Here is a 22,828-nt window from a genome sequence, read left to right as displayed (position 1 = left end):
CCATCCCAGGGTTAGGCTTGGCGCATGGTCAGCTTCTCTGTCGGCGAGGAAGTCCTGTACAAGGGCGAACGTTACGTCATCAGCACGGCTTCGCCCCGGCCCCCGTATCAGTACCGCCTGCTGGCGACCACCCCGGAAGGCGCCAAGGTCCGGTGGGCGCTCGCGGCGGACCTTACGAAGATGGAGCGCTACACGAGGGCGCTCGACGATACCCGCTCCATCAAGAGCAGCGCGGCTGGCGCCCCGCGGAGGCGCTGAAGGCCCCGACCAACACGGAACCGAGCGCCATGCCGTCCGTGACGGCCGTCGCGTAGCCGAAGCGCCCGACGCAGGCGCCGGCCGCGTACAGGCCCTCCGACCGCCCCAGGCGGTAGGTCGCCTCGGCCCACTCGCGTCTTGCCAGGACCCGGAAGCGCACGACGTACGGCAGCGCCCCGGCGAGCCCATCGAGCGCCAGCTCCTCGTCTTGGAACTCGAACCCGCGCCCCACGAGGTCGTGGAGCAGGTCGTCGTAGGCCATCTCGCTCAGGCGCCCGGCATGCTCCTCGCTGGCGCCGACGGTGAGGCGCGCGCCGAGGAAGCTCCCCACGCACAAAGCCACGAGCGCGCCGTGCCTGGCGATCCCCTCCCAGGTGTCTACGCCCGCCACGACCCCGTTCTCGACCATCAGCCGGGAGGCCGTCGACTGCAGGAGGTGAACGCGGGGCTCGGCCTCGAGCAGGCGCTTGGCCGCCCGACGCACCTCGGGGGCGCGAACCCGGACCGCGCCGCTCCGCCCCACGCAGGCCGCCAGCAGGCTGCCGCCTGGCACCTCGAGCTCGTAAACGTCGTGGGCAAGCGCGTAGAGCGTGTCGAGGCTGGTCGTCACCAGGAGCGTGCTCAGGCCGGCGCGCGCCGTGGCGTACGCCGCCTCACAGCCCGTGATGCCGCCCCCGACGATCACGAGGTCGTGCCGCACGTAGCTACCCGCCCTCAGTGGTGGCCGGCGCCGACCATCAGGGGCCTGCGGCGCCCCGGCGCCTTGACGACCACGTGCTTGCCGGTGCTGGTGCGCTGGTAGACGACCGCGCCGCTCGTCGCGCCGACGAGGGGGACCGTCTCGGCCGCCGAGAACAGCACCCGCATGTGGAGCGGCACGACCCGGGCGAGGCGTCCGATCTCGTAGCGCTGGTCGTCGCTGACCCGGTAGCCGAGGAAGAAGTCGGGCGCCTCGTCGCTCGAGTACACGCATAGGAGCGAGCGCGCCTCCTCGGAGCGGTAGTGCGCGACCGCCTCCCAGACGATGGCAGCGGCCTCGGCCTCGCTCACGAACGACACCGTCGCCTTGCCGGTGTCGCCGTAGAAGGCCGCCTCGAAGCGCCGCGACTGGGCGTAGAAGCCGCCCGGACCGACGCGCAGGCGCATGACGTCGTTGTCGAACGTCCGGCCCCTGACGCTCCCCTTCACGTGCTCGATGGCGAGACCGAAGCGCCTGGCGTGCGCGTCCTCGCCGTCGTGAAAGCTCGAATCGAAGAGCGCCGCGTCCGTGTTGACCTCGAAGCCGGCGTCCGTGCCCAGCGGTTCCATGCCGCGAGTCGGAACGACAAGGGCCCCGGCCGGCGGGGGCGTCCTCAGGTCCGAGTCGTGACCCAGTTCGAGATCGTCCGTCATGCCGGCCTCTCCGGTGCGGCGCCCTGAACGTGCGCGACGTGCAGGGCGGAGACGCCGAGCGTCTGCAGTCGGTACTCTACCGCCCCGAAGCCCGCGGCACGCATGTGGGCCGCGAGCGTATCCGGCGTGAAGAACGCGAGCACGGACTCGGGCAGGTAGGAGTAGGCGGCGGACTCGCCGGAGACGAGCGCCCCGAGGCGCGGCAGTACCTGCGTGAAGTACCACCTGAAGAGCGTCCCGAACGCTCCCCTGGGCGGGGGCGGGAACTCGAGGACGACCAGGCGACCGGCGGGTTTGAGGACGCGGCGGAACTCGCGGAGGCCGGCGTCCGGGTCCGCGAAGTTGCGCAGCCCGTAGGCGATGGTCACGGCGTCGAAGGAGCCGGCCTCGAAAGGCAGGGCCGTGCCGTCGGCTTGGACGAGCTCCAGTTCCACCCCGCGCGCGGCGGCCTTACGGCCCGCCAGCTCGAGCATGGGGGCGGCGAAGTCCGCCCCGACGACCCGCGCGTCCGGCCGCGCGCGCTTCAGGGCCAGGGCGAGATCGCCCGTGCCCGTGGCTACGTCCAGCACGGCACCGCCGACCGGCACCCCGGCGAGGGCAGCGCGTGCTGCCTGAGCGCGCCAGCGCCTATCGGTACCGAGAGAAAGGACGCCGTTGAGGAGGTCGTAGGTCGGGGCGATGTCGGAGAACATGTCCCGGACGCGCTCGGCCTTCCGCGCGTCGCTCTGCGAGCCGTCGTGCGGATCCGGGCCGGCAGCGGTGACCATCATGGCCGGGAGGCTACCATGTGCGCCGAAGCGCAAGCGGAGCCCTTCCCGGCTCCCGGTACTGGTCCGAAGCGCGGCTTCCGAGCGCCGCTTCGGAGCGCGCCCCTTCAGAGCGTGGCCAGGCCCGCGCAAGCGAGGAACTCGTGCGCCTTGATGGGCGAGAAGCCCGAGAGGCTCGCGGCCACGCCCCCGGCCACCACGGTGGGCACGCTGCGCTTGCCAGCGTTGACCCGCATGACGAACTCGACGGCCTCCGGGTCCTCCTCGATGTTCACTTCCGTGAACGGGATGCCCTTGGCGCTCAGAAACACCTTGAGAGCTTGGCAGTCGGGGCACCAGGAGGTCGTGTAGACCGTAACTTGGGGTGGGGTGGAGTCGGATAGCGTCGCTTCCGACGGAGTCGGTTCTGGTTGAGTCGGTCCGGACACCTAGGCTCCTCGCGATGCGTAATGGGTTCGGGCAAGCATCCCGAGCCGCACCATCCGGCTAGACTACCGTCTCGTCCGCGTCAAGGCGGTAGTCGCGTTGCATATGGAGCATCGACGGTGACTACCTATGCCGAGTCGGACTCAAGCGCCTGTTCATCCGGTTCGACCGACCCTCTCAAGCGTCGTAAGTCCCCGACGTGGTCTTCCCACCGTGCCCCGTCCAGTCCGTATGGAAGTGCTCGCCGCGCGGCCGGTCCAAGCGCTCGTAGGTGTGCGCGCCGAAGAAGTCGCGCTGCGCCTGGATGAGGTTGGCGGGCAGCCGGGCCTGCCGGTAGCCGTCGAAGAACGCCAGCGCCGCCCCCATGGCCGGCATGGGCACGCCCGCCGCCACGGCGCGCGCGACGCTGCGGCGCCAACCGCCCTGCGCCCCTTCCAGCGCCCGCACGAAGAACGGCGCGACGAGCAGGTTGCTCAGGTCCGGCGCGGTCTCGTAGGCGGCCGCGATGTCGTTCAGGAAGCGTGAGCGGATGATGCAGCCGCCGCGCCAGATGCGCGCGACGGCGCGGTAGTCGAGGTGCCAACCGAACTCCGCGGCCGCCGAGCGCAGGAGCATGAAGCCTTGCGCGTACGACGCGATCTTCGCGGCGTACAGGGCCTGCTCCAGGTCGGCCTCGAGCCCACCAAGGTCGGCGGCCGGCGGCCGGCCCGACGGCCCCGCGAGCACCGCGGCGGCGGCCACCCGCTCGTCCTTGAGCGCCGAGAGGTAGCGGGCGAACACCGCCTCGCTGATGAGCGTGAGCGGCACGCCAAGGCTCAGGGCGTCCGTCGCCGTCCACTTGCCCGTGCCCTTCTGGCCGGCGGAGTCGAGGATCTTCTCGACCAGCGGCCGCCCGTCGTCGTCGACGTGCTTGAAGATCTGGGCGGTGATGTCTATCAGGTAGCTGTCGAGCACGCCCTCGTTCCAGCGGCCGAACAGGTCGCCGATGGCGCGCGCTTCCAGGCCGCCGACGTCGGACAGGAGGTGGTACGCCTCCGCGATCAGCTGCATGTCGCCGTACTCGATGCCGTTATGCACCATCTTGACGAAGTGCCCGGCGCCGTCCTCGCCCATCCACTCGCAGCAGGGCGCGCCGTCGACCTTGGCCGAGATCGCCTGCAGGATGCCTTTCACGAGCGGCCAGGCTTCCGCGTGACCGCCCGGCATGATGGACGGCCCGAAACGCGCGCCCTCCTCGCCGCCCGACACGCCAGTGCCGACGTACAGGAAGCCGGCCTCGCGCAACGCGCGCGCGCGCCTCGTGGAGTCCGTGTGGTTCGAGTTGCCGCCGTCGATGATGACGTCGCCCGGCTCGAGCAGTGGCAGCAGCTCGGCGATGACGGCGTCCACCGCCGCGCCGGCCTTGACCATGAGCATCACCTTGCGCGGGCGCTTCAGGGCCGCCACGAACGAGGCGAGGTCGGTGTGACCCGAGATGCGCGTGCCGGCGGCTGGACCGGTCATGAACTCCTGGGTGACGGAGGCGGTGCGGTTGTACACGGCCACGGTGTAGCCGTGGTCGTTCATGTTCAGCACGAGGTTCTGGCCCATGACGGCGAGGCCTACGAGCCCGATGTCGGCTTGGCGGTCGGTCATCCGCACAGCTTACCCGTAGGCCCTCGATGGGGTCCTCTCGCCCATCTTCGGTGACTGCCGTGCGAGCCACGGCCAGGTCTCGAGGCTAGGCGTGAGATACGGACGCGCTGGACCGGGCGGTACCTAGCGACGACGTGATGTCGCCTCGATCCGAGCGCCAGGAGTCGCCAACGGCATCATGCCCTGAGTCGCGTATGTCTAGGCGGCCTGGTTCCTCTCAGCAACCCTCGGGCTAGCCCTTCGTCCGCTATACTCTCCCGTTCCGCCCACGTCAACCGTCGGGCTTAGTCGGACACGGAGAGCCAATGAACCATAGGAACGTCGCCATCATCGCCCACGTCGACCACGGTAAGACCACGTTGGTCGACGGGCTTCTGCGCCAATCGAACGTCTTCCGCGCCAACCAGCAGGTCGCGGAACGCGTCATGGATTCCGGCGACATCGAACGCGAGCGCGGTATCACCATCCTCGCCAAGAACACGGCCGTCGAGTGGAAGGGCGAGAAGATCAACATCGTCGACACTCCCGGGCACGCCGACTTCGGGGGCGAGGTGGAGCGCGCCCTGACGATGGTCGACGGGGTGCTCCTCCTGGTGGACGCCGCCGAGGGTCCCATGCCGCAGACGCGCTTCGTGCTCCGCAAGGCCCTCGCGCGCGGTCTCAAGCCCATCGTCGTCATCAACAAGGTGGACAGGCGCGACGCCCGGCCGGGCGAGGTCGCCTCGCTCACTTTCGACCTGATGGTCGACCTGGGCGCCGACGACGATCAACTCGATTTCCCCATCGTCCACGCCATCGCCCGCGAGGGGCGCGCGTGGCTCGAGGGCGCGGAGCCGGGCACCGACCTGGCGCCGCTCTTCCAGGTCATCCACGACTTCGTGCCGCCCGCCAAGGCGGACGAGAACGCGCCGTTCCGCTTCCAGGTTGCCAACCTCGACTACTCCGACTACCTCGGCCGGCTGGCGCTTGGGCGCGTGCTGGAAGGCACGATCAAGCCCGGCGAGACGGTAGTGCGCGTGGCGCCCGGCAAGGAGCCGGAGAAAGCGCGCATCACGAAGGTTTACACGCACCTTGGGCTCAACCGGATCGAGACTGAGGTCGGCCTGCCAGGCGACATCGTCGTGCTCTCGGGCCTGGACGACGTGACGATCGGCGATACGCTGTGCAGCCCCGACAACGTCGTGGCCCTACCCGCCGTGCAGGTGGACGAGCCCACCGTGAGCGTCACGTTCAGCCCCAACACGTCGCCGTTCGCCGGCCGCGAGGGCACGTACGTCACCAGCCGCCATCTGGCCGACCGGCTGGAACGCGAGCTGCTCGTGAACGTCGCGCTGCGCGTCGAGGCGATCGGCAGCGAGCGCTACCGCGTGAGCGGTCGCGGCGAGCTGCACCTCTCCATCCTCGTCGAGAACATGCGCCGCGAGGGGTACGAGTTCAGCGTCTCGCGGCCCGAGGTGATCATGAAGCAGGAGGACGGCGCCACCCTCGAGCCGTTCGAGCGCGTCGTGGTCGACATCCCGAACGGCGCCATGGGCAGCGTGATGGAGTCGCTCACGGCCCGCCGCGGCGTGCTCGTGAACATGGACCCGGGCGAGGACCGCTCGCGCCTCGAGTTCCGCATCCCGAGCCGCAGCCTCTTCGGCTACCGCAACCTCTTCCTCTCCATGACGCAGGGCGAGGGCCTCCTCAACCACACGTTCGACGGCTACGAGCCGTTCGCGGGCGAGGTCGTCACCCGCAACCACGGCTCCCTCGTCTCGATGGAGGCCGGCGAGACGTTCGCGTACAGCATCTACAAGCTCGAGGACCGCGGCATCTTCTTCATCGACCCGGGCACCGAGGTGTACGTCGGCATGATCGTCGGCGCCAACGCCCGCATGGGCGACCTCGACGTGAACGTCTGCAAGAACAAGAAGCTCACGAACGTGCGCGCGGCCGGCTCGGACGACAACCTGCTCCTCACGCCGCCCAAGCGCCTGTCGCTCGAGGAGGCCCTCGAGTACCTGGACGACGACGAGCTCCTCGAGGTCACGCCGCAGTCGTTGCGGCTGCGCAAGCGCGTCCTGGACCCGAACATGCGCAAGCGGGAGCGGGGCAAGGCGCTGGCCTGAGTCCTCTAGGCCGCCGGCGCCTCGAACGGTTCGCCCAGCTGCGCGTCCTCCGCCTCGTGCTCCGTCCAGTCGTCGTCCGCCCGGGCCGACCTGCCCTCCGAGCCGGCCTGGGCCACCGCCACCACGATCGGACCGAACGGCTCGTCCTGCGAGGCGCTCACCCTGCCCTCGCGCACGAGCTCGAGCACTGCGGCCAGGCCGACCGCGCGCGTGGGCCAGTCGCGCGCGCCAAGGATGTCCCATAGGCGCCCGCTCCCCAGGCCCCGGAGGGTCTTGAGGATGAAGCGACCCATGCTGGCGAGGGTGAGGCGCTCGAGCGCCAGCTCGAAGTAGCCGCCCACGCGGTACCGCCCGGCCATCCGGGCGAGGTCGCGCGGCGTGACGCGCAGCGGTCGCTCCTTGCGGGGGTAGTCGGGGGCCGGCGCGCGCGCGGGCACCACGAGCCGTCGCTCCTCGCGGCGGCGCCTCAGGAAGAGGATCGCCTCCTCCAGCTCCTCGAGTAGCGCCACGGCCTCGAGCGCGACGGCCACGGCGTCCTCCTCTTCGTCTTCTTGAGCCTTCGGAGGCTTGGGGAGCAAGAGGCGCGTCTTGAGCTCGATGACCTGCGCCAGGCGCGGCAGCGCCTCCGTGGCCAGCTCGAGGTCGGCCTCGGCGTGGCGCTCGAAGTAGCTCAGGTAGTCGCGAACGAGTCGGTAGAGGTCTATCCGGCGCGGCTCGAGCGAGCCGGTCCGCAGGGCGTGGGCGAGCTCGCCGAGGGAGCCGGAGAAGTGCTCCTGGGCGACGAGGAACTGCTCCTCGGTGGCCCTGTCCTCGGCCGACGGGAACTCCACCACTGGCAGACGTTACCACGGTGCCCCGCGCGTCCCGTGCGACACTGGAGGGACGTGAACGCATACGACCTCGCGAAGCCGTACCTCTTCCGCCTCGATCCCGAGAAGGCGCACGACCTCGTCATCCGCGCCCTCGCGCTCGCCAGCCGCAGCGTCTTGGCGCCGCGCGTCCTCGAGCTCATCGCCCCCGCCCCCGACCCCCGGCTCGAGGTCGAGCTCTTCGGGCTCCGGTTCCCGAACCCGCTGGGCCTGGCCGCCGGCCTCGACAAGAACGGCGTGGCCTTCCCCGCCCTGGCCGCGCTCGGCTTCGGGGCCGTCGAGGTAGGCAGCGTCACTGCGCTAGCCCAACCGGGCAACCCGCGACCGCGGCTCTTCCGCCTCCTCGAGGACGAGGCGCTCATCAACCGCATGGGCTTCAACAACCTGGGAGCCGCCGCCATGGCGGAGCGGCTGGGGCGGCTCGAGCGCCGCGAGCTGCGCAGGCGGGCGGGGAGCGCGATCCTGGGCGTCAACGTCGGCAAGTCGCGCGCCGCCGACGTCGCCGCGGCCGCCGCCGACTACCGGGCGTCGCTGACGTTGGTCTGGCCGCACGCCGACTACCTCGTCGTCAACGTGTCCTCGCCGAACACGCCCGGCCTGCGCACCCTGCAACGGAGCGAACCGCTCGCCGAGCTCTTCGGCGTCGTAGCCGAGCTGCGCGCCGCCCTCGGCCACAAGCCCGTGCTCCTCAAGCTGGCGCCGGACCTGGGCGACGCCGAGCTGGTCGACCTCGTGGCCACGGCGGAAGAGGTCGGCGTGGACGGGCTGGTGGCTGCCAACACGACCCTGGCGCGCGAAGGCTTGCGCTCGCCGCATCGCGACGAGACCGGCGGCCTGTCGGGCAGGCCGCTCACCGCGCGCGCGCTCGCCGTGCTGGAGCTCTTGCGTGGCCGAACCTCCCTACCCATCGTCGCCGTCGGCGGCATCTTCGGCGCGCGCGACGCCCTGGACCGCCTCGCGGCCGGCGCCGACCTCCTGCAGGTCTACACTGGGTTCATCTACCACGGGCCGGCGCTCGTCGGCGAGGTCCTCACGGGCATCGCGCGTGAGCTCGACCGGCGCGGGGCCGGCAAGGTAACGGAGCTGAGCGGGCGGAAGTAAGCGAAGGACGACGAGGAGACCGCCCCGCGCCGTCCACCGGGACGCGGGATCAGAGGGGGCTTGCGATGTTGAGATGGCTATGCGTCCTGCTGGCATGCGCGACCGCGCATGCGGGCAGCTGGAGCTTCGAGGTCTCCACCGGCACGAGCGCCAAGGTGCCCAACACGTTGACGGTGGCGCAGGACGGCTTCGCGACGGCCGTCATCGAGCACGTGGTATGGGAGACGCGCCCCTGGCTGCCCATCCACGGCCTCGTCGACCTGGCGGAGAGCTACTACGCCTTCCGCGTCTCCTACCGGCCGCCGGCCAGCCTACTCGGCTACGAGCTCGAGTTCCTCCACGACAAGGCCTACTACGTTAGCGGCGTCGACCCCGATGGGGTGGTGCAGCACTTCGAGCTCTCCGACGGCCACAACGTGTTCTTCGGCAACGTGACCTACACGTTCGCTGTCGACGCGAGCTCCGAGCTCGTCCTGCGCGCCGGCGCGGGCCCGGCCATCACCAACCCCGCCAGCGTCATCAGGGGCGAGGAGCTCGGCACGCGCAGCGAGGTCGACCCGGGCAGCAGGTACTACCTGACGGGCGTCGGCGCCCAGCTGGGCGTGCAGGGAAGGTACTTCCTGACCGACTGGCTGGCACTGTCGCTCGAGACGCGCTACGTCTTCGCGTGGGTGCGAGTGCCCATCAACGGCGGGGACGCGACGACCACCTTCAACTCCGTCCACGTCGACTTCGGGATCACGTTCCGGCCCTGACTCGTACCGACAGGCTCACGTCAACGCCGCGGCCGCTCGGGCCTCCTGGCCTCCCAGACGACCTCCCTCACGCCCGCCCGCAGGCACGCCACGCGCGCCAGGGTGAAGAACAGGTCCGAGAGTCGGTTGAGTAGGGGCAGCACCTGCTCGCCCACGTCCTCGCTCCGCGCGAGCGTCACGGCGCCGCGTTCGGCGCGGCGGATGATCGACCTGGCCAGCTGCAGTGCCGCGGCCGCCGCCGTGCCCCCCGGCAGGATGAAGTGCGTCAGCGCGGGCAGCTCCGCCGTGTAGTGGTCGATCATCTCCTCCACCCTGGCCACGTCCTCGGCGTCGACAGCGCGCACGAACTCGCGCGTCTTCGTGCCGAGCGGCGTGGCGAGGTCCGCCCCCAGGTCGAAGAGGAGGCTCTGGAGGGCGGCAAGGTCGGCGTCGAGGGTCGCGAAGCCGGCGGCAGCGGCGATAGTGGCGTCGGTGACGGCGCCGCCGCCGGCCGCGCGACGACCGGCCGCCTCCGCCGCCAGCTCTGCCCGCGCCAACCCGAGCGCGGAGTTCGCCTCGTCGACGGTACCGTAGGCCTCGACGCGAACGTCGTCCTTGCCGACCCTCGAGCCTCCGAAGAGGGCCGTGCTGCCGTCGTCGCCCGTGCGCGTGTAGATCTTCATGCGGCTCAGGATATGCCTCCGGTCCCTGATGAGGGCTCCGACCACCGACGGGCGGTCAAGCGCGCGCACCGCGAACATCGCTTGACGGCGGAGCCCGCCGGATCAGTCCGAGGCCGCGACCCCGTACCGCCGCGCCACGTACTCGTCCAGCAGCCGGTTGAAGTCCTCGACCAGCGTCGGCCCCTGGAGGGTGGTGAGGAGCTTGCCGTCCTGGTAGACGGGCGCGCGCGGCGCCTCGCCCGTGCCCGGCAGGCTGATGCCGATGTCGGCGTGCTTCGACTCGCCGGGCCCGTTCACGACGCAGCCCATCACGGCGACGCGCAGGCTCTCCACGCCCGGGTAACGTAGCTTCCACACGGGCATGGACGCCTTGAGGTGCGCCTGGATGTCGCGGGCCAGCTCCTGGAAGAGGGTGCTCGTCGTACGCCCGCAGCCCGGGCAGGCAGTCACGCTCGGAGCGAAGCGGCGCAGGTCGAGCGCCTGCAGCACCTCGCGGGCGATCTCGACCTCCCGCTCGCGCGGTGCGCCGGGGTCTGGGGTGAGCGAGACGCGGATGGTGTCGCCGATACCCTCGGCGAGCAACGGGGCGAGGGCGGCCGTGCTGGCGACGGCGCCCTTCAAGCCCATGCCGGCCTCGGTGAGCCCAAGGTGCAGGGGGTAGTCGCATCTGGCGGCGAGGCGCCTGTACACGTCCCACAGGTCTGGGACGCTGCTCACCTTGGCGCTGATGACGATGCGGTCGTGCGGCAGGCCGTGCTCCTCGGCGACCTCGGCGGAGAGCAGGGCGGAGGCGACAAGCGCCTCGATGAGGACTTCCTGCGCGGGCGCGGGCGCCCCGCTACGGCCGTTCTCGTCCATCATGCGCGCGAGGAGCGTCTGGTCGAGAGAGCCCCAGTTGACCCCGATCCGCACGGGCTTACCGTTGTCCTTGGCCACGTCGATGATCGTCAGGAAGTTGGCGTCGTGGCGCTTACCAGGGCCGACGTTCCCTGGGTTGATGCGGTACTTCGCGAGCGCGGCTGCCATGGCCGGGTAGGCCGTGAGGAGCTGGTGGCCGTTGTAGTGGAAGTCGCCGACGAGCGGCGCGCCGATGCCGAGGAAGTCCAGGCGCGCCCGTATCTCCGGCACGGCCTCGGCCGCGGCGGCGTCGTTGACGGTGATGCGCACGATCTCACTGCCGGCGCGCCACAGGTCCTCGACCTGCGCGACCGTGGCGGCCACGTCGGAGGTGGCCGTGTTCGTCATGGACTGCACGACGACGGGGTGCCCGCTGCCCATGGGCACGGACCCGACCCACGTCGTCGGGGTCTCACGTCGCGGGTGTCTGCCTGCGCTGCTCGTCATCCAGCCGCGAGTCTACTATCCGACCGACCGCCGCCCGCGTAACGGAAGAGCGGACCGCGGGAGCCGCTGCGCGGGGCCCTCACTCCCCGCGCGCGATGAGCTCGAGCACCTCCGGCAGCAGCCGCGCCGTCGTGCTGAGGCCCTCGCCGGCGTGGATGCCCGGGTTGCCGCGCCAGTCGCCGAAGTAGCCGCCGGCCTCGGGCAGGATGACCCCGAACGGGCCGGCGTCGTACGCGTTCAGGATGGGGTCGAGCATGAGTTCGAGGCGTCCGGTGGCCACGAGGGCGTGGCCGTAGGCGTCCGACCACCCCACCCGGTGGTACGTGGCGGCCTGGACGCGCTCCCAAGCAGCCTTGCGGCCATGCCGCTCGAACGACCCGGCATCCGTGAACGCGACGAACGAGCGCGAGAGCGTCTCGGTGTCGCGCACGCGCACCGGCCGACCGTTGAGGAAGGCGCCCCTGCCCCTTGCCGCGTAGACGAGCTCGTCGAGGGCCGGGAAGTACGCCGCGCCCGCCACGATCTCGCCTTCCGCCTCGAGCCCGAGGAGCACGGCGTAGAGGGGCACGCCGCGCATGAAGCTCTTGGTGCCGTCGATCGGGTCGATGAACCACCGCAAGGGGGCGCCTTCCCTGGTGCTGCCCGTCTCCTCGCCGACGATGCCGTGGTCCGGGTAGGCGGCCTCGAGGCGGGAGCGGATGAGCTCCTCCGCCGCGCGGTCCGCGCGCGTCACGGGCGAGTCGTCCGGCTTGTACTCGGCCGCGACGTTGGCGGAGTAGTAGCCGAGGGTCAGGCGCCCGGCGTCGTAAGCCGTGGAGACGCACGTGGCGAGGTAAGCGTCGAGCTGAGTGCCTGGCATGGCTTGGTACGATAACGCCACCATGCTCATGACGCGTGAACAGCTCGAGCGGGGCGAACGTCAGACCCTCGCCCCTTACGCTGCGCTGGCGGCCGAGTCGCGCGGGCGCCTCCACCCCGAGAGCGAGAGCGCCTACCGCACGGCCTTCCAGAAGGACCGCGACCGCGTCGTCCATACGAGCGCGTTCAGGCGCCTGGAGTACAAGACGCAGGTGTTCGTCAACTACGAGGGCGACTACTACCGCACCCGCCTCACCCATACCCTCGAGGTGGCGCAGGTGGCCACCAGCATCGCGCGCGCGCTCGGCCTCAACGAGGACCTCGCCGAGACCATCGCGCTGGCGCACGACCTGGGGCACCCACCGTTCGGGCACGCGGGCGAGAAGGCCCTCAACGAGCTGGCTGCCGGCGTCGGGGGCTTCGACCACAACCGGCAGAGCCTACGCATCGTGACGAAGCTCGAGCGGCGCTACCCGGGGTTCCCGGGCCTCAACCTCACGTGGGAGACGCTCGAGGGGATCATGAAGCACGAAACGAAGTACGACGTGCCCGACCCGAGCTGGGAGCCCGACGTGCAGCCCACGCTCGAGGCCCAGGTCGTCAACGTCGCCGACGAGGTCGCGTACAACGCCCACGACCTCGACGACGGGCTGCGCTCCGGCCACCTGAAGCCGACGGACGTCGCGACGGTTCCCGTGGTGGGCGAGCTGATGACGCGCCTGGGCTTGAACCCGGAGCGCTTCGACTCGCCACAACGCTACGTGCTGATCCGCGAGCTCCTAGGCGACGTGATAACGGACGTGGTTCACGCCACGGACGCGCGCCTGACGGAGCACGGCGTGCGCACGTTGGACGACGTGCGCCGCGCCGGGAGCAAGCTCCTCGGACCGTCGGAGGCCATGGGCGAGCAGTTGGCCCAGCTCAAGGAGTTCCTCTACAAGAACTTCTACTTCCACCATCGCCTCATCCGGATGACCCACAAAGCGCACCTCGTGCTTGAGCGCATCTACCACGCCTACGTCGAGCTACCCGACATGCTCCCACCGGACGTGGTCGGCCAGGCGCAGACGCTGGGGCTTGAGCGGGCCGTCACGGACTACATCGCCGGCATGACGGACCGCTACGCGAACGAGGAGTACCGGCGCCTCTTCGAGCCGACGGTCCTAACCTGAGGCCCTTCAGAGCGTGAAGCGGCTGGGCCGGGCGCCTCCGCGCCGGCCCAGCCGCCATGAGGCGGGTCGGTCCGTAGGCGCGGCCCGGCGCTCACCGGTCCGCGCGCGCCACCCCGATCAGGTTGCCCGAGGACGGATCGCGTAGCCAGGCCGCGGCGTAGCCGCTGCGCTGGACGCGCAGGAGGAGCCAGGGGCTGGTGAGCGCCTGGGTGGTGATGGCGCCGGGCGCCGGCTCGGTGATGGCCAGGTCGACGTAGAGCTCTCCGTCCTCCTCGCTCACGTCCCTGACGTCCATCCCGTACCCACCCGTCGAGCGGCTGCCCATGAAGACGGCGATGACCGTCTCGCGGCGGAAGTCGAGGTTCGGCAGCGGCGGTACGGTCAGGCGGCTCCCGTAGGCGCGCTGCCAGAGGGAGACGAGCTCGGTCTGGCTGGTGACGAGCTGGTAGCTCGCGGCGGTGAAGCCGACGGCCTGGTCGCCACTCGCGACCACGTCCCACGTCAGGCGTTCCGGCGCGGGTCTATACGCGGCCGCGTCGGTGGCGATATCGCGCTGGACGTAGACGCCGGTGCGGCGGTGTTCGGAGAGGCCGTCGACGGCGTGCTTGGGCAGACCGGCGAGCGGCAGCGACGCGAGCGCGAACGGTCGGCCGCTCGCCGTGAGCGCGGCGGCCAGCGCGTCGGCTTCCGCGTTCGTGAGTTGACCGAGCCCGCGTAGCCCGTTGAGCCGCGGTCTAGGCACGACCGGTCGGACGGTACCGCCCTCCTCGGCCTGCAGCAGGCGGAGGAACGACTGCCCGTCGTAGTAGACGACCTCTTCGACGTCGGCCTGGACGGCCACCTGCAAGTCGGTGGTGAAGGGTATGCGGCTGACGACGATCGGCTCGACGCCGAGCGGCTGGACAGCGGCGCGTAGGAACGGCCTGCCATCGGCCAGGAGCGCGCCCTTGACCGCGTACCCGCCCGTCGGGGTGGTCGAGTCGGACGGCTCCGCGAGGGTCAGGCTCCCTCCGTCGTACAGGATCTGACCGGCCTCGCCGTAGAAGTAGGTCAGCCGAGCGTTCTCGGCTCCGTACACGTAAAGGTCGTCCATCCTAAGCGCCGAGGTAGGCACGCACCCCGCGAGAGTAACGCCGATGACGGCGAGCAGCAGCCAGATTCGTGGCATTCGGACCCTCCGCGTCGCATGCTATCACCGGCTTCTTGAGAACTTGGCAGGCGGCTCCTATGCGGGCGTTCATGCGTGCGTCGGAGACCGGCGCGGCTCACGCCCCGCTTCCCAAGCCCGCGGGTTCCCTTGCTATGCTCCGGGCCGTGACCGATCCGCCACGGGTGCTGATCCTGTCCGCTTCGGTAGGCAGCGGCCACGTGGCCGCCGGCAAGGCGCTGCACACGGCCCTCTGCGCGCAGGGCGCGCACGCGGAGCACATCGACCTGCTCGAGTACTCGTCGCTGCCGTTCAGGCGGCTATACCGGCAGGCCTACCTCGACCTCATCCGCACCATGCCTGACCTGGTCGAGTGGCTCGGGCGCCGCTTCGATCGCAACCCGAGCGAGTACAAGGGCGTGCAGGAGCGTTTGCGCGCGCGCGTCACGCGCCTCCTCTCGTACGAGGTCCCCGGCCTCATCGACCGTTACCGGCCCGACGCGCTCGTGCATACGCACTTCCTCGGCGCGGAGATCGTCTCCGGCCGCATACGCAGGCGCCGTCCGCTGCCCCAGGCCGAGGTCATCACGGACTTCTCGGCCCACGCCTTCTGGCTCCAGCCGGGGATAGCGCGCTACTTCGTCGCCAGCGACGACGTGCGCGCCCAGCTCCTGGCCGCCGGCGTCGACGACCACCGGATACGCGTGACGGGCATCCCGATCGACCCCAGGTTCGCCGCCCTACCGGACAAGGCGACCGCGCGCACGGCCCTCGGACTCGCTCAGGACAGCGACGTGCTCCTCCTGCTGGCGAACGGGCTCGGCGGGGAGACGCTGCGCGGGGTCGTCGAGCAGCTCATCGCGCTGCGTTCGCCGCTCCAGGTCGTGATCGTGTGCGGTCATAGCCAGGAGCTCCTCGAGCGCTCCAAGGACCTCGCCGCCGGGGCGTCGGCGCCGGTCAGCGTCAGGGTCCTGGGGTTCACGGACGCCATGCCGACCCTGATGGCCGCCGCCGACGTGACGATCACGAAACCGGGCGGCATGACGAGCAGCGAGGCCTTGGCGGCGGGCCTGCCCATGATCATCGCCAGCCCCTACCCGTTGCAGGAAGAGGTGAACGCCAACGTGCTTCTCGAACAAGGCGCCGCCGTGCGCGTCGCCCCCATCACGACGCTCGGACACAAGCTGAAACGCCTGCTGGCCGCTCCGGACCGCATCGCAGAGATGCGCGTGAACTGCGCCGGGCTCGCGCGCCCGGCCTCGGCCGCGGCGGTGGCGGAGTGCGTGCTGCAAGAGCTCGTGGTGAGGGGGCGCGAGCGGTGACGGCCGCCCTTCGAACGCTGGCGATGCTGACGCTGCTCCTGAGCGGCCCGGCGCCGGCCCAACGCGTCCTCGGACCTTCCTTCCCGACGGACGGCGGCATCGCGTACTTCGACGTGGTCGTCTACGGCAGCGAGCCGGAGGGCATCACGGCGGCGGTCGCGGCGGCGGAGGAGGGCGCGCGCACCCTCATGGTGACGGCGGACGCGCGTCTCGGGGGCCTGTTCGTCCTGGGCGAGCTCAACATGCTCGACATGCGCACGCAACCCTTCAACTACCAGCGCGGCCTGTTCCAGCGCTGGTGGCGCATGGTCGGCGCCATGGACGCCTTCGACGTCCCGGTCGCGGAACGCGCCTTCCAGCGCATGCTCGCCGACGCCGGCGTCGAGGTGTGGACCGAGTCTGGGCGGGTAGCGCCACGCTACGTCGACGGCGTGCTGCGGGGGATCGAGTTGACCGACCTGGGCGTGGAGGTGAACGCGCTGCAGGTCGTCGACGCGAGCGCGGACGCCGATCTCGCCGCCCAGACGGCCGCCCCCTTCGACATCGGCTGGGAACGTTTCGGCGTGTCGCAACGGCAGGCGGACACGCTCGTCCTGAACGTTGCCGGCGTGGACTGGCAAGCGCTCAGGCGCGGGGTGAGCGCGCGCGGGCGGGGCTACGCCAACATGCGTGAGACGGTGGCCTGGGGTTCGTTCGGCGGGGTGCCGACCGCCTACGTGCCGACCCGACCCGACGCGCGCCTGAGGGGCCTGAACCTCGGCCTGCAGAACGACGGCAGCGTCCTCGTCAACGCGCTCCTCCTGTACGGGCTCGACCCGCTCGATCCGGAGAGCCTCGCCGAAGGCCGCGCGCGCGGCCTCGTAGAGGGCGAGGCCATCGTCGCCTACCTGCGCGAGCACCTACCGGGGTTCGAGACCGCGCGCTTGGCCGGCGCGGCCTCCGAGCTGTACGTGCGCGAGTCGCGGCACCTCCTGGCCGACTGCGTCCTCAGCGCGGACGCCGTCCTCGACAACCTGGTCACGGCGGACGCCGTGGCGGCGGGCGGCTACCCGCTCGACGCGCAGAGCTTCACGGCGCACGACGCCGGCTTCGTCTGGGGCGCCCCCGAGATGTACGGCGGCCGGCTCTGCATGCTGACCACCGCAGCGGTCGACAACCTCTGGGTGGTGGGGCGCAGCGCCGGCTACGACCCGGTCGCGTTCGCCTCCGCCCGCGTCGTGCCGTTCGGCATGGCGATGGGCGAGGCGGCGGGCGTGGCCGCCGCGACGGCGGTGCGCCTCGCCGTGCCGACCAGCACCGTGGCCCACGACCAGGGCCTAGTCATGGGCGTGCGGCAAGCGCTGGCGGGACGCGGCGCCTACCTCCCCGAAGCCCGCGCGCGGCGGGCCGTCGGCCCCGTCGACCATCAGGCGTACGGCGCGTTCCGCACGCTGCTCGCGCGCGGGCTGGCCGTGGGCGGCTACGACAACGACCCGAAGCTCGACGCGCAGGTCTCGGCGCTGTCGTTCGCGTACCTCCTCAGCAACGTTTCCACGCGGTTCTACTTCAGGACCGACGTCGGCGGCGAGCTCGTGGAGCTGACGCTCGAGCTGGTCGCCGACGACGCCGGCGCGCCGCTCACGTCCGAGATCGCGGGCGAGGTCCTGGCCCGCGCCGCGTGCCTGCTCACGACCTGCCCTCCGAGTTCGGCGTGGGAGGACTTGCGGATCGCGGGGCTCGCGACCGGCCCGGAGCCCCAGGCCGGGCTCACCCGCGGCGACAGCTACCGTCTCGCCGCCGCCCTGGCCGGGGAGGCGCCCTAGGCCGGTTGCGTGAACTGCGGTAACGAGATCGGGCGAGCCGGTCATCACACGACCCGCCCGAGCCCGAAAGCCTTGCCGACCTGACCGACGAGCAGAGGCGCGAGGGCGGCCGCCACGGCCAGGAGCCATCCCGCCGGCGGTAGCGGCTCCACCTGCAGGACGAGGCGTAAGGGCGGCAGCGCCACGGCGAGCAGCACGAGCAGGGTGCAGCCGACCGTCGCCGCCCACACCCAGGGGTTGCGCGTGAGTTGGTTCCGCAGGGCCGGTGTGCCCGGCTCTCGCATGTTGAACACGTGCCAGACCTGACCGAGGGCCAGAGCGATGAACGCCACGGTCACCGCTTCCGGCACGGCGGCGCCGAGTAGCTCGAGGGCCACGCCGAAGGCGACGAGGGTCGCGGCGGTCAGCACGGCGCCGTAGCCGACGACGGCACGCCAATGCCGCCTGGCCAGGAGCGCCTCGGTCGCCGGGCGCGGAGGGCGCGCCAAGCCGCCCTGGTCGCCCCGCCCCGCGCCGAGGGCTAGGGCCGGGAAGACGTCGGTCACCAGGTTGATGAAGAGGATCTGGAGCGGCAGGAGCGGGAGCGGGTAGCCCAGAACGGCCGCGAGCCCGACCACCAGGACCTCGCTCAGGTTGCAGGAGAGCAGGTAAAGGACGAAGGCGCGGATGTTCTCGAACACGATCCGCCCTTCCCTGACGGCCGCGACGATCGTGCCGAAGGCGTCGTCCAGGAGGACCATGTCGGCGGCCTCGCGCGCGACGTCGGTGCCCGCGCGCCCCATCGCCACCCCGATGTCGGCCTGCCGCAGAGCGGGTGCGTCGTTGACGCCGTCGCCGGTCATGGCCACCACGTTCCCGGCCCGCTGGTGCATGGCTATCAGCTCGAGCTTCTGCTCGGGCGCCATGCGGGCGAAGACCGAGGCCGTCAGGAGCTCTGCCTCCCCCGCCGCGCCGTCGGCCAGGCGCTGCGCCATGACCCTGCCGTCCACCACGCTCTGCGGCGCCTCCAGGCCGACGGCCGCCGCGACGGCACTCGCCGTGGCCGCCTGGTCGCCCGTGGCCATGACCACGCGGATGCCCGCCGCCCTGCAACGTTCGAGGACGCCCCGCACCTCGGGGCGCGGCGGGTCGGCCAAGCCGACCAGGCCGATGAGCGCCAGGTCGTGGTGACCCTCCGCTCCCGCGGCCCCGGTCCCGATGCCCTCCGCCACGCCGCCCGTGCGCTCCGCCAACGCCAGCACGCGCAGGCCGCGCGCGGCCAGTGCGCGGTTGCGCTCCAGCCACGCCGCGCGCCCGGCGGGGTCGAGCGGCGTCGACCGACCGTCGGCCAGCGTGGCGCACGCTGCGACGACGGCGCCGGGCGCCCCCTTCACGATCTGCCACATGCGAGTGGCGCCGGGGCGCTCGTCGCCACTGCCCTCTGCAGGCGCGCCTCCCGCGCCCGGGTCGTCACCGAGCCGGTGGGTGGTCGCCATGACGCGCGTGTTGGGGTCGAACGCTTCCTGGCGCAGCTCGGGGTGGCGCGCCAAGAGCTCGCTGCGCTCGAGACCGGCCGCCCTCGCCGCGCGCAGCAGGGCCAGCTCCAGCGGGTCGCCCACCCCGCCGTCGTTCGCCCCCGGCTCCCCCGGCGCCCCCTGGGCGGAGGGCAGCTCGGCCGTGACGCAGAGCGCCGCGGCCGCGAGGGCGTGTCGTAGCTGCTCGCCAAGGCCACGCCCGCCCGCCTTGCCGACGTGCGGATCACCGAGGTCGCCGGTGCCAGCGGCAACGCCGTCGCCGTTCGGACCGCCGGCCTCGAACCCCACCTCCCCCGCGGGCAGCCAGACGCTCGCGACCGCCATGCGGTTCTCCGTCAACGTCCCCGTCTTGTCCGTGATGATCACGCTCGTGGCACCGAGCGTCTCCACGGCGGCCAGCCGGTTGACGAGGGCGTTGCGCCGCGCCATGCGCCTGACGCCCTGGGCAAGCGTCAAGGTCGCGATGATGGGCAGCCCCTCCGGCACCGTGGCCACCGCCAATGCGATGGCCGTCTCGAGGAGCACGAGCCACTCCTTGCCGCTGCCAAGGCCGGTCAGCGTGACGAGGACGGCGACGCCGAGGGTCAGCCAGACGAGGCGGTGCGCGAGGCCGTCGAGGCGCCGTTCCAGGGGCGTGCCGCCGTCCGACCCCGGAGCCCGGGTGGCCGCCGTGACGAGCCGACTGATCCGGCCGAGCTCCGTCGCCATGCCCGTCGCCACGACCACCGCCTCGCCGCCGCCTCGGGTCACGGCCGTGCCCTTGTACAGCATCGACGACCGCTCCGGCAGCGGCGCGAGGGCCGCCACCGCCGCGGGCTCCTTGGCGACGGGCACCGACTCGCCCGTAAGGCTCGACTCGTCGGCCTCGAGCCTGCTGCATTTGAGGATGCGCGCGTCCGCGCTCACCACGTCGCCGCCTTCGACGAGGAGGATGTCGCCTGGGACGAGGTCCTCCGCGGGGACGGTCTGGAGCCTGCCGGCGCGCCTGACCCGGGCGTGCGCCGTGCCCAACCGCTTCAGGGCCTCGACCGAGCGCACCGCGCGCAGCTCCGTCACGAAACCTATCAGGGCGTTCAGGACGAGCACGACGAGGACCGCGACCGCCTCCGCGACCTGGCCGAAGTACGCGGACAGACCGGCGGCCACGGCCAACAACGCGACGAGAACGGACTTGAACTGCTCGACGAGCACGGCGACCGCGGACCGCCGACCCCCTACGTCGAGGACGTTTCCGCCGAAGCGGCGCCTCGCCGCCTCGACCGCGTCCGGCCCGAGCCCGAGCGCCGGATCGACGCCGAACCGCGCCAACGCCCTCTCCGGCGCCTCGGCCCAGGGGGCGTCCGTCCGCCCTTCGGGAGGGTGCCCACCCTCGGCGGCCGACCGACGCTCCCGCTGCCGGCCTCTACCAGTCGCCTTCTCCGCTGGCGCGCCCATACCATCACGACGCTACCGCCGAGCGGCCCCGTTCCAGAAGTGACGACAGACCCGCCGGCTAGTCGAGCACGTCCTCAGCGTCCGCTGGGCAGGGTATCGACGAACTGTCTCGCGGCCCTCCCCGAGTAGCCGTTGTTCCACTCGGCGAAGCGAAGGGCCAGCTCGTCGAGCTCGGCGCCGTGCGCCGCCGCGCCCGACCGTGCCGCCAGGGCGCGCACGACCTCGAGGTAGGCGCGCTGATCGGCCGTGGGGAAAGTGATCACGAGCCCGAAGCGGTCGGCGAGCGCGAGGCGCTCGTGGTGGGTGTCCCAGGCGTGCACGTCGTCGTCCAGCGGGTCGGGCCGATCGCGCAACCGCTCGCGCACCAGGTGCCGGCGGTTCGAGGTGGCGTAGAGGGCGACGTTCCCCGGTCGCCGCGTCACGCCGCCCTCGAGCAGGCTCTTGAGCGGCCGGTACCGCCCGTCGTCCGCCTCGAAAGCGAGGTCGTCGACGAAGAGCACGAACGCGAGCGGTTGGGGCCTCAACAGCTCGACGAGCTCCGGCAGGGAGTCGAGCCGCTCGGGCTGCAGCTCCACGAGGCGCAGGCCGCGCTCGACGTAACGCCTAGCGAGGCCCCGAACGGCCGTAGACTTGCCGCTCCCCCGCGCGCCGTAGAGGAGGCAGTCGTTCGCCCGGCCGCCGGCAAGCAGCGTCTCGGTGTTCCGGGCCAGGGAGCCGAGCGGACCTTCCAGCCCCACCAGCGCCGACCAGTCGGGGAGGTCGGGGTGAAGCACCGGCTCGAGGCTACCGGAGCGCCACCGCGTCACGGGATGGAGCGCCGCCGGGCCGCTCCCGACGGTTCCGAGCAGGTCGAGGTAGGTGACGGTCGGGTCGGGCGACGCGCCGCCTGTCAACGCCGCGGCCAGCCTGGCGACGTGGGCCGCGGCCCACGGCTCGAGGCGTGCCTGGGCGAGCTCGGCGAGGTGCGGAGCGGAGGCCCGCTCGGCGCCGTGGCCCGCGTTGGCCCGCCGCACCACGTTCGCCACGTGCTCTAGCTCACGGCGCGCCAAGGCGGCCAGGCCGGCGGGAAGCGGTCGCCCGGCGTACTCGGCCAGCACGGAGCGCCCGGAGAGCAGGCCGGTGGCTACGGCGGTGGCGGGGTCGGCGTGGCCGGAGACCGCCAGCGCCACGGCCAGGTCGAGGGCGAGTTCGGCGGCGTGGCCGCCCGTGGCCGCGCCCTGGCGGCTCAGCAGCTCGAGGGGCGCCCACCACGGCGCGCTCGTCAGGTCCGGGAACAGCGAGCCGGTTGGAGGACGGACGTCTGTCGGCATCAGGGCAAGGCTACCGCGGTGGGCTCTGGGACGGGCTCCGCGAGGAGACCGCTCCCGAGCAGCTCGCGCATGGCCCTCTCTCCCGCCAGGACGGCGTCAGGCGATTTATGGAAGTCCCACCATGAGATGTGCGGCTCGACCCGTAGGAGCGTGGCGTCCGCCGGCACGCGCAAACCGCGGCTGTAGGAGCCGAGGGAGATGGTGAGCCCGCGGTAAATCTGACCGATCGGGCCGCGAGGCGTCACCCGCTCGCCGTGCGCGAGGAAGGCGCGACCGAAGGGTGTGACGTTGAAGGCGCGGATGGCCCTCACCACCTTGGAGCTGCGCACGTCGACCCCCGCGTGCACCCCGAGCTTGCGCACCCCGTCCCCGCGCCCGAGGGTCGAGAACGGCACGGGCTCGACGAAACCGCCGTCGATGAGCCACTGGTCCCGCCAAGGCACGGGGGCGAAGAGCCCGGGCAGGGCGCAGCTCGCCCGCACCGCGTCCGCCAGCGGGCCGCTGTCCACGATGACGAGCTCGCCGGTAGCGAGGTCGGTAGTGGCCACGGCCAACGGGACGTGAAGGTCCTCGAACGTGGCCCCGAAGAAGAACTTCCTGTCGAGCCAATCCCGCAAGCGCCTGCCATGCACGACGGCGCCGCGATGCAGGCCGAAGTCGATCCCCTGCCGCCAGACCTCGCCGATGTCCTGGGTGCGTACGACGCGCTCGAGCTCGTAAGCGTTGCCGCACAAAGCGTAGAGGGCGGCGATGACGGCGCCGAACGACGTGCCGCCGAGCATGGTAGGGCGCGTACCGGAGTCGTCGAGGGCCTTGAGCACCCCGACGTGCACGAGCCCGCGCGCCGTGCCGCCCCCGAGGGCGATGGCGACCCCCTCCGACCTCCCCGGCGCGCTCGATCGTCCGTGCATGCGCGAATGCTACTACCCCGGCCCCGGCCGACCACGGA

At 71.7% G+C, this 22,828-nt stretch carries 20 protein-coding genes; 7 read left to right on the top strand and 13 right to left on the bottom strand.

Annotated elements, in window-relative coordinates:
* The first annotated feature begins 24 nt into the window (after positions 1 to 24).
* Positions 25 to 258: a hypothetical protein gene (locus M9914_01570; GenBank protein ID MCO5172859.1), complete on the top strand. Its 234-nt coding sequence runs from the start codon at positions 25 to 27 to the stop codon at positions 256 to 258.
* Here the strand turns inward: M9914_01570 and M9914_01565 are convergent.
* The 5 genes from M9914_01565 to gnd form a co-directional block, all read right to left on the bottom strand.
* Positions 221 to 958: an FAD-dependent oxidoreductase gene (locus tag M9914_01565; GenBank protein ID MCO5172858.1), complete on the bottom strand. Its 738-nt coding sequence runs from the start codon at positions 956 to 958 to the stop codon at positions 221 to 223. The genes M9914_01570 and M9914_01565 overlap by 38 nt on opposite strands.
* Positions 959 to 972: 14 nt before the next feature.
* A complete protein-coding gene (locus M9914_01560; protein ID MCO5172857.1) occupies positions 973 to 1,650 on the bottom strand; it encodes a hypothetical protein in 678 nt (225 codons plus the stop codon).
* A complete protein-coding gene (gene ubiE / locus M9914_01555) occupies positions 1,647 to 2,420 on the bottom strand; it encodes a bifunctional demethylmenaquinone methyltransferase/2-methoxy-6-polyprenyl-1,4-benzoquinol methylase UbiE (protein ID MCO5172856.1) in 774 nt (257 codons plus the stop codon). Before ubiE ends, M9914_01560 begins: the two co-directional genes overlap by 4 nt.
* Before the next feature lie 104 nt (positions 2,421 to 2,524).
* Positions 2,525 to 2,728 (bottom strand): glutaredoxin family protein, encoded by a 204-nt coding sequence (locus M9914_01550; protein MCO5172855.1) that lies wholly within the window; start codon positions 2,726 to 2,728, stop codon positions 2,525 to 2,527.
* Between the two features lie 292 nt (positions 2,729 to 3,020).
* Positions 3,021 to 4,478: a decarboxylating NADP(+)-dependent phosphogluconate dehydrogenase gene (gnd, locus tag M9914_01545; protein ID MCO5172854.1), complete on the bottom strand. Its 1,458-nt coding sequence runs from the start codon at positions 4,476 to 4,478 to the stop codon at positions 3,021 to 3,023.
* A gap of 305 nt (positions 4,479 to 4,783) precedes the next feature.
* Between gnd and typA the strand changes: the two genes are divergently transcribed.
* Entirely contained in the window at positions 4,784 to 6,589 is a 1,806-nt protein-coding gene (gene typA, locus M9914_01540) for a translational GTPase TypA (protein MCO5172853.1), read from the top strand.
* A 5-nt stretch (positions 6,590 to 6,594) separates the two neighbouring features.
* On the opposite strand, the gene M9914_01535 is transcribed toward typA, so the two are convergent.
* Positions 6,595 to 7,422, bottom strand: a complete 828-nt coding sequence (locus M9914_01535) for a hypothetical protein (protein MCO5172852.1) — start codon at positions 7,420 to 7,422, stop codon at positions 6,595 to 6,597.
* 51 nt (positions 7,423 to 7,473) lie between these two features.
* Between M9914_01535 and M9914_01530 the strand changes: the two genes are divergently transcribed.
* Together M9914_01530 and M9914_01525 are read left to right on the top strand one after the other, a co-directional pair.
* Entirely contained in the window at positions 7,474 to 8,559 is a 1,086-nt protein-coding gene (locus M9914_01530; GenBank protein MCO5172851.1) for a quinone-dependent dihydroorotate dehydrogenase, read from the top strand.
* 65 nt (positions 8,560 to 8,624) lie between these two features.
* Positions 8,625 to 9,314, top strand: a complete 690-nt coding sequence (locus M9914_01525) for a hypothetical protein (GenBank protein ID MCO5172850.1) — start codon at positions 8,625 to 8,627, stop codon at positions 9,312 to 9,314.
* A gap of 20 nt (positions 9,315 to 9,334) precedes the next feature.
* On the opposite strand, the gene M9914_01520 is transcribed toward M9914_01525, so the two are convergent.
* The 3 genes from M9914_01520 to M9914_01510 form a co-directional block, all read right to left on the bottom strand.
* Complete coding sequence (locus M9914_01520) at positions 9,335 to 9,976, bottom strand: cob(I)yrinic acid a,c-diamide adenosyltransferase (protein MCO5172849.1); 642 nt, start codon at positions 9,974 to 9,976, stop codon at positions 9,335 to 9,337.
* Between the two features lie 102 nt (positions 9,977 to 10,078).
* On the bottom strand, positions 10,079 to 11,320 hold the full coding sequence (gene ispG / locus M9914_01515; GenBank protein ID MCO5172848.1) for a flavodoxin-dependent (E)-4-hydroxy-3-methylbut-2-enyl-diphosphate synthase: 1,242 nt from the start codon (positions 11,318 to 11,320) through the stop codon (positions 10,079 to 10,081).
* A 79-nt stretch (positions 11,321 to 11,399) separates the two neighbouring features.
* Complete coding sequence (locus M9914_01510) at positions 11,400 to 12,179, bottom strand: histidinol phosphate phosphatase (GenBank protein MCO5172847.1); 780 nt, start codon at positions 12,177 to 12,179, stop codon at positions 11,400 to 11,402.
* On the opposite strand from M9914_01510, the gene M9914_01505 reads away from it, so the two are divergent.
* Positions 12,178 to 13,350, top strand: coding sequence for a deoxyguanosinetriphosphate triphosphohydrolase (locus tag M9914_01505; GenBank protein MCO5172846.1), 1,173 nt, complete (start codon positions 12,178 to 12,180; stop codon positions 13,348 to 13,350). The two genes, M9914_01510 and M9914_01505, sit on opposite strands and share 2 nt — an antisense overlap.
* 91 nt (positions 13,351 to 13,441) lie before the next feature.
* Here M9914_01505 and M9914_01500 read toward each other — a convergent pair whose 3' ends face one another.
* A complete protein-coding gene (locus M9914_01500) occupies positions 13,442 to 14,518 on the bottom strand; it encodes a protease complex subunit PrcB family protein (GenBank protein MCO5172845.1) in 1,077 nt (358 codons plus the stop codon).
* Positions 14,519 to 14,664: 146 nt separating this feature from the next.
* On the opposite strand from M9914_01500, the gene M9914_01495 reads away from it, so the two are divergent.
* Positions 14,665 to 15,819, top strand: a complete 1,155-nt coding sequence (locus M9914_01495) for a glycosyltransferase (GenBank protein MCO5172844.1) — start codon at positions 14,665 to 14,667, stop codon at positions 15,817 to 15,819.
* A gap of 23 nt (positions 15,820 to 15,842) precedes the next feature.
* Positions 15,843 to 17,621 (top strand): FAD-dependent oxidoreductase, encoded by a 1,779-nt coding sequence (locus M9914_01490; protein MCO5172843.1) that lies wholly within the window; start codon positions 15,843 to 15,845, stop codon positions 17,619 to 17,621.
* Positions 17,622 to 17,665: 44 nt separating this feature from the next.
* Here the strand turns inward: M9914_01490 and M9914_01485 are convergent, their stop codons facing one another.
* From M9914_01485 to M9914_01475, 3 genes are all read right to left on the bottom strand, one after another.
* Positions 17,666 to 20,443: a cation-transporting P-type ATPase gene (locus M9914_01485; protein MCO5172842.1), complete on the bottom strand. Its 2,778-nt coding sequence runs from the start codon at positions 20,441 to 20,443 to the stop codon at positions 17,666 to 17,668.
* A gap of 200 nt (positions 20,444 to 20,643) precedes the next feature.
* Entirely contained in the window at positions 20,644 to 21,879 is a 1,236-nt protein-coding gene (locus tag M9914_01480) for an ATP-binding protein (GenBank protein MCO5172841.1), read from the bottom strand.
* Complete coding sequence (locus M9914_01475) at positions 21,879 to 22,790, bottom strand: patatin-like phospholipase family protein (GenBank protein ID MCO5172840.1); 912 nt, start codon at positions 22,788 to 22,790, stop codon at positions 21,879 to 21,881. Before M9914_01475 ends, M9914_01480 begins: the two co-directional genes overlap by 1 nt.
* Positions 22,791 to 22,828 lie beyond the last annotated feature (38 nt).

Source organism: Trueperaceae bacterium (assembly GCA_023954415.1).
In the GTDB taxonomy this organism is placed as follows: domain Bacteria; phylum Deinococcota; class Deinococci; order Deinococcales; family Trueperaceae; genus JAAYYF01.
The sequence above is the reverse complement of the archived record's forward strand: the minus strand, read 5'-3'. Positions and strand labels throughout refer to the sequence as shown.